Source organism: Streptomyces sp. NPDC005423 (assembly GCF_040606415.1).
GTDB lineage: Bacteria > Actinomycetota > Actinomycetes > Streptomycetales > Streptomycetaceae > Streptomyces.
The window spans coordinates 207353-220706 of the sequence record NZ_JBEXET010000001.1 but is presented as its reverse complement, the minus strand read 5'-3'; the positions used below and the strand labels follow the sequence as shown (position 1 = coordinate 220706).

Annotated in this window: 12 protein-coding genes; 9 read left to right on the top strand and 3 right to left on the bottom strand. The window is 72.0% G+C overall.

Annotated features, from left to right (window positions below; translation table 11 throughout):
* Positions 1-338 precede the first annotated feature (338 nt).
* Positions 339-1607: a hypothetical protein gene (locus ABZT12_RS00960; RefSeq protein WP_356375144.1), complete on the top strand. Its 1269-nt coding sequence runs from the start codon at positions 339-341 to the stop codon at positions 1605-1607.
* 6 nt (positions 1608-1613) lie between these two features.
* Here ABZT12_RS00960 and ABZT12_RS00955 read toward each other — a convergent pair whose 3' ends face one another.
* Positions 1614-2594, bottom strand: a complete 981-nt coding sequence (locus tag ABZT12_RS00955) for an ATP-binding protein (RefSeq protein WP_356375142.1) — start codon at positions 2592-2594, stop codon at positions 1614-1616.
* Positions 2595-2695: 101 nt separating this feature from the next.
* Here ABZT12_RS00955 and ABZT12_RS00950 point away from each other — a divergent pair, with 101 nt between their 5' ends.
* Positions 2696-3520 (top strand): oxidoreductase, encoded by an 825-nt coding sequence (locus ABZT12_RS00950; RefSeq protein ID WP_356375139.1) that lies wholly within the window; start codon positions 2696-2698, stop codon positions 3518-3520.
* Positions 3521-3851: 331 nt separating this feature from the next.
* Here ABZT12_RS00950 and ABZT12_RS00945 read toward each other — a convergent pair whose 3' ends face one another.
* Entirely contained in the window at positions 3852-4718 is an 867-nt protein-coding gene (locus tag ABZT12_RS00945; RefSeq protein ID WP_356375136.1) for an HAD-IB family hydrolase, read from the bottom strand.
* A 567-nt stretch (positions 4719-5285) separates the two neighbouring features.
* Here ABZT12_RS00945 and ssd point away from each other — a divergent pair.
* From ssd to ABZT12_RS00910, 7 genes are all read left to right on the top strand, one after another.
* Positions 5286-6389, top strand: a complete 1104-nt coding sequence (gene ssd, locus ABZT12_RS00940; protein WP_356375133.1) for a septum site-determining protein Ssd — start codon at positions 5286-5288, stop codon at positions 6387-6389.
* 332 nt (positions 6390-6721) lie between these two features.
* Positions 6722-7867 (top strand): TadA family conjugal transfer-associated ATPase, encoded by a 1146-nt coding sequence (locus ABZT12_RS00935; RefSeq protein ID WP_356375130.1) that lies wholly within the window; start codon positions 6722-6724, stop codon positions 7865-7867.
* A gap of 59 nt (positions 7868-7926) precedes the next feature.
* Complete coding sequence (locus ABZT12_RS00930) at positions 7927-8787, top strand: type II secretion system F family protein (RefSeq protein ID WP_356375127.1); 861 nt, start codon at positions 7927-7929, stop codon at positions 8785-8787.
* A gap of 22 nt (positions 8788-8809) precedes the next feature.
* A complete protein-coding gene (locus ABZT12_RS00925) occupies positions 8810-9595 on the top strand; it encodes a type II secretion system F family protein (protein WP_356375123.1) in 786 nt (261 codons plus the stop codon).
* 153 nt (positions 9596-9748) lie between these two features.
* Complete coding sequence (locus ABZT12_RS00920) at positions 9749-9967, top strand: DUF4244 domain-containing protein (protein ID WP_356375120.1); 219 nt, start codon at positions 9749-9751, stop codon at positions 9965-9967.
* A complete protein-coding gene (locus tag ABZT12_RS00915; protein ID WP_356375117.1) occupies positions 9954-10328 on the top strand; it encodes a TadE family type IV pilus minor pilin in 375 nt (124 codons plus the stop codon). Before ABZT12_RS00920 ends, ABZT12_RS00915 begins: the two co-directional genes overlap by 14 nt.
* Positions 10329-10384: 56 nt before the next feature.
* Entirely contained in the window at positions 10385-10801 is a 417-nt protein-coding gene (locus ABZT12_RS00910) for an Rv3654c family TadE-like protein (RefSeq protein WP_356375114.1), read from the top strand.
* Between the two features lie 38 nt (positions 10802-10839).
* Here the strand turns inward: ABZT12_RS00910 and ABZT12_RS00905 are convergent, their stop codons facing one another.
* Positions 10840-13308: a DEAD/DEAH box helicase gene (locus ABZT12_RS00905; protein WP_356375111.1), complete on the bottom strand. Its 2469-nt coding sequence runs from the start codon at positions 13306-13308 to the stop codon at positions 10840-10842.
* Positions 13309-13354: the final 46 nt, after the last annotated feature.

Sequence of the window (13354 nt, the reverse complement as noted above, 5' to 3'; positions counted from 1 at the left end):
AGGGCACGGCGCGGCGGTCGCGGAACTGGTGGTCCCCGTCGAGGGCGGGCCGGGTCGCGGCCGTGGATCACGGCGTGCAGCGCGCGGATTTTTCTTCAACGCTCGGTAAATAAACCGTAATGCAAAGTAAAGGCGTGGAATAGAGTTTCCCGGCAAATGGCCTAAGCATTCACTTCAACGGGTGAAGTGGTCTTTTCATCGGCTTGTCGTACTAATCCCACCTTCGGTCCCATGCGACTTTGACGGCGCTGTCGGCACGTCCCGGCACATCGCCGGCGAACGCCCCTGTCGGCGTCGGTCAGAGACACGTCAGAGACAAAGGAAGAAGGTGGGCGGAGATGGCCGCCACCCAGAGGATCACCGCGGGCGCCGTGATCGCCGCGGCCTGTGCCGCGTCACTCGCCGGTTGCGCGATCGGTGACGGCGGGTCCCAGTCCGGGGGACACCGTCCGCAGAAGGCGCCCGCCCCGGCGCCGAAGAGCGCGGTCCGGCTGATCGGCGACGGCTCCACCTCGTACACCGGGGCCCAGCCGCACCTGCCCAGACCCGAGCGCCTGAAGCCCGGCCAGAAGCCGCCGCAGTTCGTGGTGTTCTCCTGGGACGGCGCCGGCGAGGACAGCCAGAAGCTGTTCTCCCACTTCCGCAAGGTCGCCAAGGCCAACCACGCCAACATGACGTACTTCCTCAGCGGCGTGTACATGCTGCCGGAGGGCAAGCGTGACCTCTACCGCCCCCCGCAGCACGCGCAGGGCAGCTCCGACATCGGCTTCAACGACAAGCAGGGCATCTCCGACACCGTGCAGCAACTGCGCCTGGCGTGGCTGGAGGGCAACGAGGTCGGCACCCACTTCAACGGCCACTTCTGCGGCAAGGGCGGCGGCGTCGGCGAGTGGTCCGTCGCCGAGTGGAAGAGCGAGATCGCCCAGGCCAAGCAGTTCGTGAAGAGCTGGAAGACCAACACGGGCATGAAGAACGCGGCCCCGCTGCCCTTCGACTACGACAAGGAGCTGATCGGCGCCCGCACACCCTGCCTGGAAGGCCAGCAGAACTTCATGAAGGCGGCCCGTGAACTGGGCTTCCGCTACGACACCAGTGGGGTCAACGACCAGATCTGGCCCAAGAAGAAGGAAGGGCTGTGGGATCTGTCGATGCAGCTCGTGCCTTTCCCGGGCCACTCCTTCGAGCAGCTGACCATGGACTACAACTTCATGGTCAACCAGTCCGGCACCCGGACCCAGGGCGACCCCGACCAGTTCGAGCACTGGGGCGACGAGATGAGCGGCGGCCTGCTCAAGGGCTTCCAGCGCGCCTACGACGGCAACCGCGCACCCCTGATCATCGGCAACCACTTCGAGTCCTGGAACGGCGGCACCTATATGCGGGCCCTCGAAGACGTCGTCCAGACCGTGTGCAACAAGCCCGAAGTGCGGTGTGTCTCCTTCCGGCAACTGGCCGACTGGCTGGACGCCCAGGACCCGCGGACCGTGGCGAAAATGCGCACGCTGAACGTCGGAGAGGCCCCGAAGCAGGGCTGGGCGTCCTTCCTGTCGGCGAGCCCGGCCCCGGCACCCAAGGGCGTGCCCGGGGCGCCTGCGGGCAAGCGGTGACGGCCCTCACGCGGGGGCGGTGACGCCCTCGCCGAGCAGGAACCCGGGGTCGACCTGTGCCGCCAGGTCGGCCCCGGTTCTCTCGTTGCCCCAGCTCTGGGCGTTCTTCAGGTGGAAGTGGACCATCTGGCGGGTGTAGCGCTCCCAGTCACGCAGTTCGTACGTCGCGTCCGCGGCGGTCTCCAGGGTGCGCAGGGCACGGAGGTTGGCGTCCTCCAGGAGTTCGAACCGGGGCGGCCGGCCCTTCTCCATGGCACGGACCCAGTCCGAGTGCCCGACCGTCACGAGCAGGTCGTCCCCGACCTCGGAGCGGAGGAAGTCGACGTCGTCCCGGCCCTGCACCTTGTTGCCGACGACCTTGAGGGCGACTTCGAAGTCACGGGCGTACTCCTTGTACTGGCGATAGACGGAGACCCCCTTCCGGGTCGGCTCGGCGACGAGGAACGTCATGTCGAAGCGGGTGAACATGCCGGAGGCGAAGGAGTCGGAGCCCGCCGTCATGTCCACCACGACGAACTCGTCGCGCCCGTCCACCAGGTGGTTCAGGCACAGCTCCACCGCTCCCGTCTTGGAGTGGTAGCAGGAGACCCCCAGGTCGGCGTCGGTGAAGGGGCCCGTGACCATCAAACGGACGGCGCCGCCGTCGAGTTCCACCGGCCGCGCGCAGGCGTCGTACACCGGATTGGTCTCGCGTACCCGAAGCAGCCGGGAGCCCGCGCCGGGGGGAGTCGTCTTGATCATGGTGGCGACGGAGGCGATCCGGGGGTTGGAACCGCGCAGGTAGTCCTTGATCAGCGGCAGCCGCTCGCCCATCGCGGGCAGTCCGGCCGCTTCCGCCTCATCGAGGCCGAGCGCGGGCCCGAGATGCTGGTTGATGTCGGCGTCGACGGCGACGACCGGTGCGCCGGTCGACGCGAGGTGGCGGATGAAGAGGGACGACAGCGTGGTCTTGCCACTGCCGCCCTTCCCCACGAAAGCAATTTTCATGTTCACGAAGAGTAGTCGCGTGGTAGCTCCAGGTGGCAGGGAGGAGTGAAGAAGACCACTCCTTCGAGGGGCGTGTGCCCGCGCCCCGTAATCTCGTACTCATGAGTACGACAGGCGCGACCGCCGATCCGCTCGCGGCCCTGGGTGAGCTGCCCGGGGTGGCCGAGTCCGTGGAGTCCGTGCGCACATCCGTGGACCGGGTCTACGGACACCGGATCATGCGGCGCCGCAGCAACCAGATCACCGCCGAGGCCGCGCTCCGCGGCGCCCGGGGGTCGGCGGCGCTCTCCGGGGCCGACTGGGCGCTCGAAGAGGTGCGCCGGCGCACCGACTTCAGTGTCGACGGGGAGTCCCGGACGGTGGGCGCCGCCCTCCGCCTGACCGCCGAGGCGGGGCAACTGCTGTCCATCTGGCGGCAGTCGCCGCTACGGGTGCTCGCCCGGCTGCACCTGGTCGCCGCCGCGGGAAAGGAGGGCGAGGTGGGGCGCCCGAGGCTGCCCGGGGAGGCGGTCGACGAGCCGCTCGTCGAACTGCCACTGCCGGGCGCCGCCGAGGTCTCCGGGCGCCTGGAGGGCCTCTCGGAGCTGATCGTCGCCGGCGGCGCGGCGCCCGCCCTGGTCACGGCCGCGGTCGTGCACGGCGAACTGCTCGCGCTGCGCCCCTTCACCTCGCACAACGGCCTGGTGGCCCGCGCGGCCGAGCGCATCGTCCTGGTCGGCAGCGGACTCGATCCGAAGTCGGTCTGTCCCGCGGAGGTGGGCCACGGCGAACTCGGCCGGGCCGCCTATCTGGCGGCACTCGGCGGCTACGTCTCCGGCACCCCCGACGGCATGGCCGCCTGGATCGCCCACTGCGGCAAGGCGGTCGGACTCGGTGCCCGCGAGTCGACCGCGGTGTGCGAGGCGCTGCAACGCGGGGCGGCGTAGGGAGCGCTCGGAGCCCCCGAGTCCGTACAAGGGAGCGGCGGTACGAGAACTCGTACCGCCGCTGGCATGGTCCACCTGGTTACCAAGCGTCCTCGAAAAATTGCCCATCAGGTCGGGACTTTGCCCGTCACCTGGTGCGGCTGGCCCGTAATCGACGGGTCGACGTCGCGTGGGTGCCTGGTGTCCATGCGCGGTCCGTGGGGCCGAATGCGTGGTGAAGGTGATCCTCGCGGATGTCCTTGGTCTCGCGGGCCGTTGAGTCCTTTGTACTCCTGGCCCGATGCAAGCGGAACCCCTGACCGCACTTCTTTACTTTCTGGTTCAAATGCCGTCAAACGGCCTGAACGGCCGCCGTTCGGATCGTGCTCCGGCGCCGGCTCGCGTACCAGACGAGCCCCGCGGTGGCCGCCGCGGCACCTATCGCGGCCGCCGCCACGAGCGCCGGACGGGGCGGTACGGAGAGCGTGGGCAGCCGCTGCTTGAGCCGGACCGGACGGTTGAAGTCCAGGACCGGCCACCCGCGCGTGACGGCCTCCCGCCGCAGGGCGCGGTCGGGGTTCACGGCGTGCGGATGGCCCACCGACTCCAGCATCGGCAGGTCCGTCGCCGAGTCGCTGTAGGCGTAGCAGCGCGCCAGGTCGTAGCCCTCCGACTCGGCCAGCTCCCTGACCGCCTCCGCCTTCGTCGGACCGTACGCGTAGTACTCCACCTCGCCCGTGAAGCACCCGTCGTCGCCCACCACCATCCGGGTCGCCACCACCCGGTCCGCGCCCAGGAGTTCACCGATCGGCTCGACCACCTCGGCGCCCGATGTGGACACGATCACGACGTCGCGGCCGGCCGAGTGGTGCTCCTCGATGAGGGAGGCGGCCTCGTCGTAGATGATCGGGTCGATCAGGTCGTGCAGGGTTTCGGCGACGATCTCCTGGACCAGCCGGACGTTCCAGCCGCGGCAGAGCGCGGACAGGTAGGCGCGCATCCGTTCCATCTGGTCGTGGTCGGCGCCGCCCGCGAGGAAGACGAACTGCGCATAGGCGGTCCGCAGGACGGCCCTGCGGTTGATCAGTCCGCCTTGGTAGAACGACTTGCTGAAGGTGAGCGTGCTCGACTTCGCAATGACCGTCTTGTCCAGGTCAAAGAAGGCCGCTGTGCGGGGCAAGGAGTGGTTTTCCACGCCCCGAGCATAGGCGCAGCCCATTCGGCGTAAGGTGTGGCGCGTGGGTTTGCCTGAGAAGGCTCTCGGGTACACCATGGAAGTCACGGATCGTTCGCGACCGTGTCAACCCGGTCCGGCTCCTCCCCCCCCGAGCCGGCCGTGGAGACGACCCCCACTCTCCCCCCCGGTGGGGGTCGTCGCATGTCCGGACGCGTTTTCCCCTCCTGTATGTGGCTGTGAGGCCAGCAGAGGCGGCTGGTGCCGCCTCTTTTTTCATGCCCGGAGTCCATCACGGTGTGTAGTCGACGGACTCCGCTGTGGAACTCGAGCACAGGTCGGACGGAAGTAGCCGGTATGGGTGACGGCGATATTCACAGCCTCTGGGTTGTCCACACTTTTCGACCAAGATCCACACGATTTCCGAGATGGCCGCACCGTGATTCCAACGCGACGCCGCCCGTGGCGAGTTCATGGCCGGTTCCGTTTGTCGGACGCGTTTGGCCGGTTCCTATCGGCCGTGCATAAGGGACCGATTGCCGGTTCTTCACATGTCGGGGAATCGCGGTCCGCGGAGGCCGCGCGAGAGATGCATGAAGGGGGCCGGACACCGTGGCCGGAAGTCTTACTCACGAACCGCCGCCCGCAGCCGGAGGGCGGCAGGGCGGACCGTTGATCGTCACCGAGGACCCCGGGCTCCTCGACGACCTGCTGCGGCTGTGCGCCGCGGCGGGCGCGACACCCGAGGTTCACCCCGGGTTCCCGGAGCGCCCCGGCGGCTGGGAGGGGGCACCGCTCGTCCTGGTCGGCGACGACGCGGCCCGCCGGGTGCGCGGGGCCGCCCGCAGACGCGGGGTGGTGCTGGTCGGCCGCGACCAGGACGACTCCGGCGTCTGGCGGCGGGCCGTCGAGATCGGCGCCGACCACGTCCTGATGCTCCCCGATGGCGAGCAGTGGCTGGTCGACCGCATCGCCGACGTGGCCGAGGGCATCGGCCGACCCGCGCTCACCGTGGGCGTCATCGGCGGCCGGGGCGGAGCCGGAGCCTCCACACTGGCCTGCGCGCTCGCCGTCACCGCCGCGCGTGAAGGGCTGCGCACCCTGCTCGTGGACGCGGACCCCCTGGGCGGCGGACTCGACGTACTCCTCGGCGGCGAGACAACCGAAGGCCTGCGCTGGCCCGCCTTCGCCGCCTCGCGCGGCAGGGTCGGCGGCGGCGCCCTGGAGGAGTCCCTGCCCGAACTGCATTCGCTCCGGGTGCTCAGCTGGGACCGAGGCGACTGCGTCGCTGTCCCGCCCCAGGCGGTGCGGGCGGTACTCGCCGCGGCCCGCCGGCGCGGCGGCACGGTCGTCGTCGACCTGCCGCGCCGTATCGACGACGGAGCCGCCGAGACCCTCGCCCAGCTCGACCTGGGGCTCCTGGTGGTCCCCGCCGAACTGCGCGCGGTCGCGGCGGCCGGCCGGGTGGCCTCGGCCGTCGGCATGGTCCTGCGCGACCTGCGGGTGGCGGTACGGGGACCGTACGCGCCCGGCCTGGACGACCGCGAGGTGGCCCGGCTGCTCGGGCTGCCCCTGGCCGGCGAGGTGCCCGTCGACTCCGGGCTCCTACGGCCGCACGAGGGCAAGGCACCGCCGGGAGCGGCGGCGAGGGGACCACTGGCGCGGTTCTGCCGGGACTTCTGGGAGCGGGCGTTGACGGAGGTGGGTGGCGTATGAGCGGGCTGGTCGTCGTCACCGGGAATGTCAGGGCGGCTCCGCCGGTGGTGGTTGCGGGGCGCGGGGCTTCGGGGGCAAGTGCGCTGGCTGATACGGATGTTGGGGTCTCTTCGGTCGAGGGGGCCGACGGGTTCGGGCCGGTCGGTGATCCGCCGGTCGGCGCGGTCAGCGGGCCGCCGTGGACAAGTAGGCGCGCAGAGACGGGAACTGGGGCTATTGGGCCCCGGGGGATCGGTGGATCGCGGGCCGCTTCGGGGAACGGGGCGCGCGGGCGATGGCCGGCCGGCCGGGCGGGGGTTACCGCGGCGGCCGGGGTGCCGTCGGGTCTGCCGGTGGGGCTGCTCGATGGGGTGCGGCGGTGGCTGGCCGAGCGCGGTGGTGAACCGACGCCTGCCCGGGTGGCGCAGGCGCTGCGGGAACAGGGCCGCGTGCTGGGTGACGCCGAAGTCCTCGTAGCGGCTGAGCAGTTGCGGTCCGAGCTGGTCGGCAGCGGCCCGCTGGAACCGCTGCTCGCCGACCCGTCGGTGACCGACGTCCTGGTGTCGGCGCCGGACCGGGTCTGGGTCGACCGCGGCGGTGGTCTGGAACTGACCTCGGTCACCTTCCCGGACGCTGCGGCCGTACGACGCCTCGCGCAGCGCCTGGCCGCGGTGGCCGGACGCCGACTGGACGACGCGCGGCCCTGGGCCGACGCCCGGCTGCCCGACGGAACGCGGCTGCACGCCGTGCTCCCGCCGGTCGCCGTGGGCTGCACCTGCCTGTCGCTGCGCGTCGTACGACCACGGGCGTTCACGCTCGCCGAACTGGTCTCGGCGGGCACGGTGCCGCCGGGCGGCGACCGGGTGCTGCGGGCGCTGGTCGAGGCCCGGCTCTCCTTCCTGATCAGCGGCGGTACCGGCTGCGGCAAGACGACGCTGCTGAGCGCGCTGCTCGGCCTGGTCGGACCCACCGAACGGATCGTGCTCGCCGAGGACTCGGCGGAACTCGGCCCCCACCACCCGCACGTCGTACGGCTGGAGAGCAGACCCGCCAACCAGGAGGGCGCGGGACTCGTCACCCTCCAGGACCTGGTGCGCCAAGCCCTGCGGATGCGGCCGGACCGTCTGGTCGTCGGCGAGGTCCGAGGTCCTGAGGTCGTCTCCTTGCTGGCAGCTCTCAACACGGGTCACGGAGGCGGTTGCGGGACTCTGCACGCCAACGCGGCCGCCGATGTTCCGGCCCGTCTGGAGGCCTTGGGCACGGCGGCGGGCCTCGACCGGGCGGCCCTGCACAGCCAGTTGGCCGCCGCGCTCTCGGTGGTGCTCCATCTCGTACGGGACCGGACCGGGCGCCGCCGGATCGCCGAGGTGCATGTCCTGGAGCGCGATCCGACCGGGCTGGTGAGGACGGTGCCGGCGCTGCGGTGGGGAGCGGAGGCGTTCGCGTACGAGCGCGGATGGGAGCGGCTGCGGGAGTTGCTCCGGAGCGGGGGCGAGTGACGTGCGACAGGTCTGCGGGATGGCGGGGACCGGGACGGCGAAGGGGAGCGGTGGGTCGGATGGGTGAGATGCCGGTGGGGGTGGCCGCGGTGTGCGCGGGGGCCGTGGTCTGGCTGATGGACGGCGGGCAGTCCGGGGCGCGGCGGGCCCGGCTGCTGCTGGCCGGAAGCGGGGTGGTGCGGGCCCAACCGCCCCCGTGGGAGCGAATCCCCGGCGAACTCCGGCGGATCCGGGGACGGTTGAGAGCCGAGTGGTGGGCGCTGGCGGTGGGGGTGGCGCTGGCCGTGCTGGGCGCCTCGGTGATTCCGGCCGTCGCGGGGGCGGCCGGGGTCCCGTTGCTCCGGCGGGTGCGGCTGGCCGGGGAGGCGCGCAGGGCGCGGGAGCGGCGGGGTGACGCGGTGATCGCGCTGTGCTCGGCGCTCGCCGGGGAGGTGCGCGCGGGACGGCAACCGGGCGAGGCACTGCTGCGGGCCGCGCACGACTCCGGCGGCCTCGGTTCGGTGCAGGCGACGGTACTCGCGGCGGCGCGCTTCGGCGGGGACGTACCGGCCGCACTCGCGGGAGCGGCCCGGCAGCCGGGCGCCGACGGACTCCTGGGGCTCGCGGCGTGCTGGCGGGTGGCCGTGGACCAGGGTGCCGGCCTCGCGGCGGGACTCGACCGGCTGGAGGGCGCGCTGCGCGCCGACCGGGACCAACGTGCGGACCTTCGTGCCCAGTTGGCGGGCGCCCGGGCAACCGCCGTGATGCTCGCGGGGCTTCCGGTGCTGGGCCTGTTGCTCGGGGCGGCGATGGGCGCCGATCCGCTGCACGTGCTGCTGCACACAGGTGCGGGGTTGGGCTGCCTGCTGATCGGCGGGGTGCTGGAGGGCGTGGGGCTGTGGTGGGCGCTGCGGATCGTGCGAGGAGTGGAGACGGCGTGAACGACCGGAGAGAGGAGGCGCTGTGAGCGCGGAAGTTGTCCACAGGTTGTGGGTGGGGCTGGGGGTGGTGCTGGCCCTGGGCTGGTTCCTGCGGGGGTGGGAGGACGTGCGGCGCGAGCGGAGGGCACGGCGGCGGCTGACCTGGTTGCTGGTGCGTGAAGCGGCATCTGTCCGGGCCCACTTCGAGGTGCGGGGCATCGTGCGGCGCTGGATGCCCGTCGTGGGGGTGGTGAGTGCCGGATGGGCGCTCGTCGGCGGTGTCACCGGGGTGCTGGCGGGTGCGATCGGCGCCGTTGCGTGGTGGCGCTGGAACCGCGGGCGCACGACCACCGAGTCCGAGAGGGAGTACGACGCCTCCGTTGCCGCACAGCAACTCCCGCTCGCGGCAGATCTGTTGGCGGCCTGTATCGCCGCGGGAGCGAGTCCCGTGGTCGCGGCGCAGGCCGTCGGTGAGGCCATCGCGGGGCCGGTCGGGGAGCGGCTGGCGCGCGGAGCGGCGGAGATACGGCTCGGTGGCGAACCGGGCGACGCCTGGCGGTCGTTGGCGTCGGTGCCGGGCGCCGGCCCACTGGCCCGCCTGCTGGAGCGCGCCGACGAGTCCGGACTGCCCACGGCCGGCCCTGTCGCCCGGCTCGCCGCGGACACCCGCGCCGACTGGACACGCACCGCCACCGCGCGGGCCCGCCGGGCGGCCGTCCTGGTCACCGCACCGGTGGGGCTCTGCTTCCTGCCCGCCTTCATCGCGGTCGGAGTGCTGCCCGTGGTGATCGGACTCGCGGGCGGGGTGCGGGGAGCCGGCATCGGCTGAGGTGAGAGGAGGCGGTGACGGCCGTGACGAGCGGCGAACGACGAGCGGCCCAACACGAACGACAGCAGACGAACGACCGATTGACCAACTGACCAACTGACCAACTGACCAACTGAGTCAAAACCAACAGGACTGACGAGCGCGGGGGTTGCAATGAACAAGGTAGTAACGGCTGTACGGGCTGGGCTGGTCGCCGTGGGGCGGCGGGTGCGGTCGGCACGGAAGGACGCGGGGATGGCGACCGCCGAGTACGCGATGGGGCTGGTGGCGGCGGTGGCGTTCGCCGTGGTGCTCTACAAGGTGGTGACCAGCGGGACGGTCAGCGAGGAGCTTCAGAACATCGTGAAACGGGCTCTCGATGCGCAGGTGTGAACGGGCGTCGGACGCCGGGTTCGTGACGGCGGAGGCGGCCGTGGTGCTGCCCGTGCTGGTGCTGTTCGCCATGGCGCTGGTGTGGGGGCTGCTGGTCGTCGCCGCGCAGATCCGCTGTGTCGACGCGGCCCGCACGGGCGCCCGTGCGGCGGCTCGGCAGGATCCGGCCGACGCGGTCATCGGGGTCGCCCGGGAGACGGCCCCGCGCGGGGCGAAGGTCACGGTCGGCCGGGTGGGCGACCAGGTCCACGTGGTGGTCGTCGCGAAGCCTCCGATGCTGGGCGCCCTCCCCTTCGAGGTACGGGAGGAGGCCGTCGCGATGGCTGAGGAGACGGTGGGCGCGGGGAAGGAGGGACCGTGAGGGGCAGATGCTGGCAACTCCGTTGCGCAGCAGTCGCGTTCGTGACTCAGGGGCGTATGCGGGGTCGGTTCTCCGACCGGGGGTCCGCCACCGTGTGGAGCGTGGGGGCGATCGCCGTGCTGTGTGTGGTGTTCGGGGTCGTGCTCGCCCTGGGGCAGGCCGTCGTGGCCCGGCACCGGGCGGCCGGGGGCGCGGATCTCGCGGCGCTCGCGGCGGCGGACCACTGGACGGAGGGCGGCACGGCGGCCTGCGCTCGCGCGGAGCGGGTGGCGCGGGCCCAGGGCTCCCGCCTGGTGCGGTGCGTGATCGTGGGCGACACGTCGGACGTGACGGCGGCCTCGGGCCGGGAGCCGTTCACGGCGGAGGTCAGGGCGCGGGCGGGGCCCTCAGGCTCGGCGGGTCCCGTCGGTCCCGTCGGTCCCGTCGGTCCCGTGAGTTCAAGGAGTCCGGTGAGCCGGGCGAGAGCCGGGTGAGTCCCCCACACCGCCCTCAGTACCCGCCTGACCGCCTGCTAGCCCTCGTCCGGTATCTCCTCGGGTGCGCCCCGCAGCAGCTCGGTCAGCAGCCGTACAGCGCCGCGCTTGTGCAACGGGTCGTTGCCGTTGCCGCACTTGGGGGACTGGATGCAGGACGGGCAGCCGGCGTCGCACTCGCAGGAGGCGATGGCCTCACGGGTGGCGGTCAGCCACGCGCGGGCCGTGTGGAAGGCGCGCTCCGCGAAGCCCGCGCCGCCGGGATGGCCGTCGTAGACGAAGACCGTGGGGAGGAGGGTGTCCGGGTGGAGGGGGATCGAGACTCCGCCGATGTCCCAGCGGTCGCAGGTGGCGAAGAGGGGCAGCATGCCGATGGAGGCGTGTTCGGCGGCGTGCAGGGCGCCGCCGAGGATCTCCGGGTTGATGCGGGCCGCGTCGAGCTGGTCCTCGGTGACCGTCCACCAGACGGCACGGGTGCGCAGTGTTCGAGGAGGGAGGTCGAGTTTCGACTCGCCCAGGACTTCACCGGTGATGACCCGTCTGCGGAGGAAGGAGACGACCTGGTTGGTGACCTCGACCGAGCCGTAGCACAACCGGCCGTCGCCCCAAGGGAGTTCGACATCCGTCTCCAGGACGGAGATCGACGTGGTGTCGCGGGCGACCGTCGAATACGGCGGGTTGGCCTCCTCGACCAGGGCGACCGAGTCGTCGAGATCCAGCGACCGCACCAGGTACGTGCGGCCCTGGTGGAGATGGACCGCGCCCTCGTGGACCGTCGCGTGGGCGGCGCCCGCGTCGACCGTGCCGAGGAGGCGGCCGGTCCCGTGCTCGACGATCTGGACCGGAGTCCCGCCCCCGCCGCGGATGTCGGCCAGGTCGGCGGCCCGCTCGCGGCGGGTCCAGTGCCAGGCCTTCGCCCGCCGGCGCAGCAGCTTCGCGGCCTCCAGCTGCGGCAGCAGTTCCGCGCAGGCCGGGCCGAAGAGGGGCAGGTCGTCGTCGGTGAGCGGGAGTTCCGCCGCGGCCGCGCACAGGTGAGGGGCGAGGACGTACGGGTTGTCGGGGTCCAGGACGGTGGATTCCACCGGCTGGTCGAACAGGGCCTCCGGGTGGTGCACGAGGAACGTGTCCAGCGGGTCGTCGCGGGCGACCAGGACGGCGAGGGCGCCCTGTCCGGCCCGTCCGGCCCGTCCGGCCTGCTGCCACAGGGACGCGCGGGTGCCCGGGTAGCCGGCGATCAGTACGGCGTCGAGCCCGGAGATGTCGATACCGAGTTCGAGGGCGGTGGTGGCGGCGAGTCCGAGGAGTTCGCCGGAGTGCAGGGCGCGTTCGAGGGCGCGGCGCTCCTCGGGGAGGTAGCCGCCCCGGTAGGCGGCGACACGCCGGGCCAGCGGGCGGTCGATCTCGGCGAGGCGTTCCTGGGCGATCACCGCGACGAGCTCGGCGCCGCGCCGGGACCGTACGAAGGCCACCGAGCGCACCCCCTGGAGGGTGAGGTCGGTCAGCAGGTCGGCCGTCTCGGCGGTGGCCGTGCGGCGGACGGGCGCGCCCCTCTCGCCGTGCAGGTCGGTGAGCGGCGGCTCCCAGAGGGCGAAGACCAGTTCCCCGCGCGGTGAGGCGTCGTCCGCGACCGCCACCACCGGCAGGCCGGTGAGGCGGCCGGCGGCCACCGAGGGCTCGGCGGCGGTCGCGGAAGCCAGCAGGAACACGGGCGACGCGCCGTAGCGCGCGCAGAGGCGGCGCAGCCGGCGCAGCACCTGGGCGACGTGGGAGCCGAAGACGCCCCGGTAGGTGTGGCACTCGTCGACGACGACGTACTTGAGCGACTTCAGGAAGGAGGACCAGCGCTGGTGGGAGGGCAGGATGCCCCGGTGCAGCATGTCGGGGTTGGTGAGGACGTAGTTGGCGTACTGGCGTACCCATTCGCGTTCCTCGAACGGAGTGTCGCCGTCGTACACGGCTGGACGAACGGCGTGGCCCAGAGGCTGTGAGAGTTCCTTCACGGAACGGCGCTGGTCGGCGGCGAGGGCCTTCGTGGGGGCCAGGTAGAGGGCGGTGGCGCCGCGGCCGTTCGGGGCCTCCGAGCCGTCCAGGAGCGCGGAGAGGACCGGTACGAGATAAGCCAGCGACTTGCCCGACGCCGTCCCTGTGGCGACGATCACCGACTCGCCGTCCAGGGCGTGCTCGGCGGCCTGTGCCTGGTGGGCCCAGGGGTGTTCGATACCGGCGGCGCGCACGGCGGCGAGGACCTCCGTACGAATCCGGTCAGGCCAGACTGCATGGCGGCCCGCACGTGGGGGCAAGTGCTCCGTATGGGTGATGCGCGAAGCTCGGCTCGGCCCCGACGCGAGACGGTTCAGAACCGTGCTCGGAGAGGGGCTGGACACGGGGTCCGCCGAGGGTCGATCGGATCGGTGATTCTTGGCCATCGGCACCGAGTGTGTCACTGGCGTGACGGACAATGGAGCCAAGGCGTCGTGCACGCCTGCCGGTAAGTGATTGAATGCCATCGCGGCTGGCGAACCGTCCTGGGGGCTCTGCCGAGGTGTCCCATGG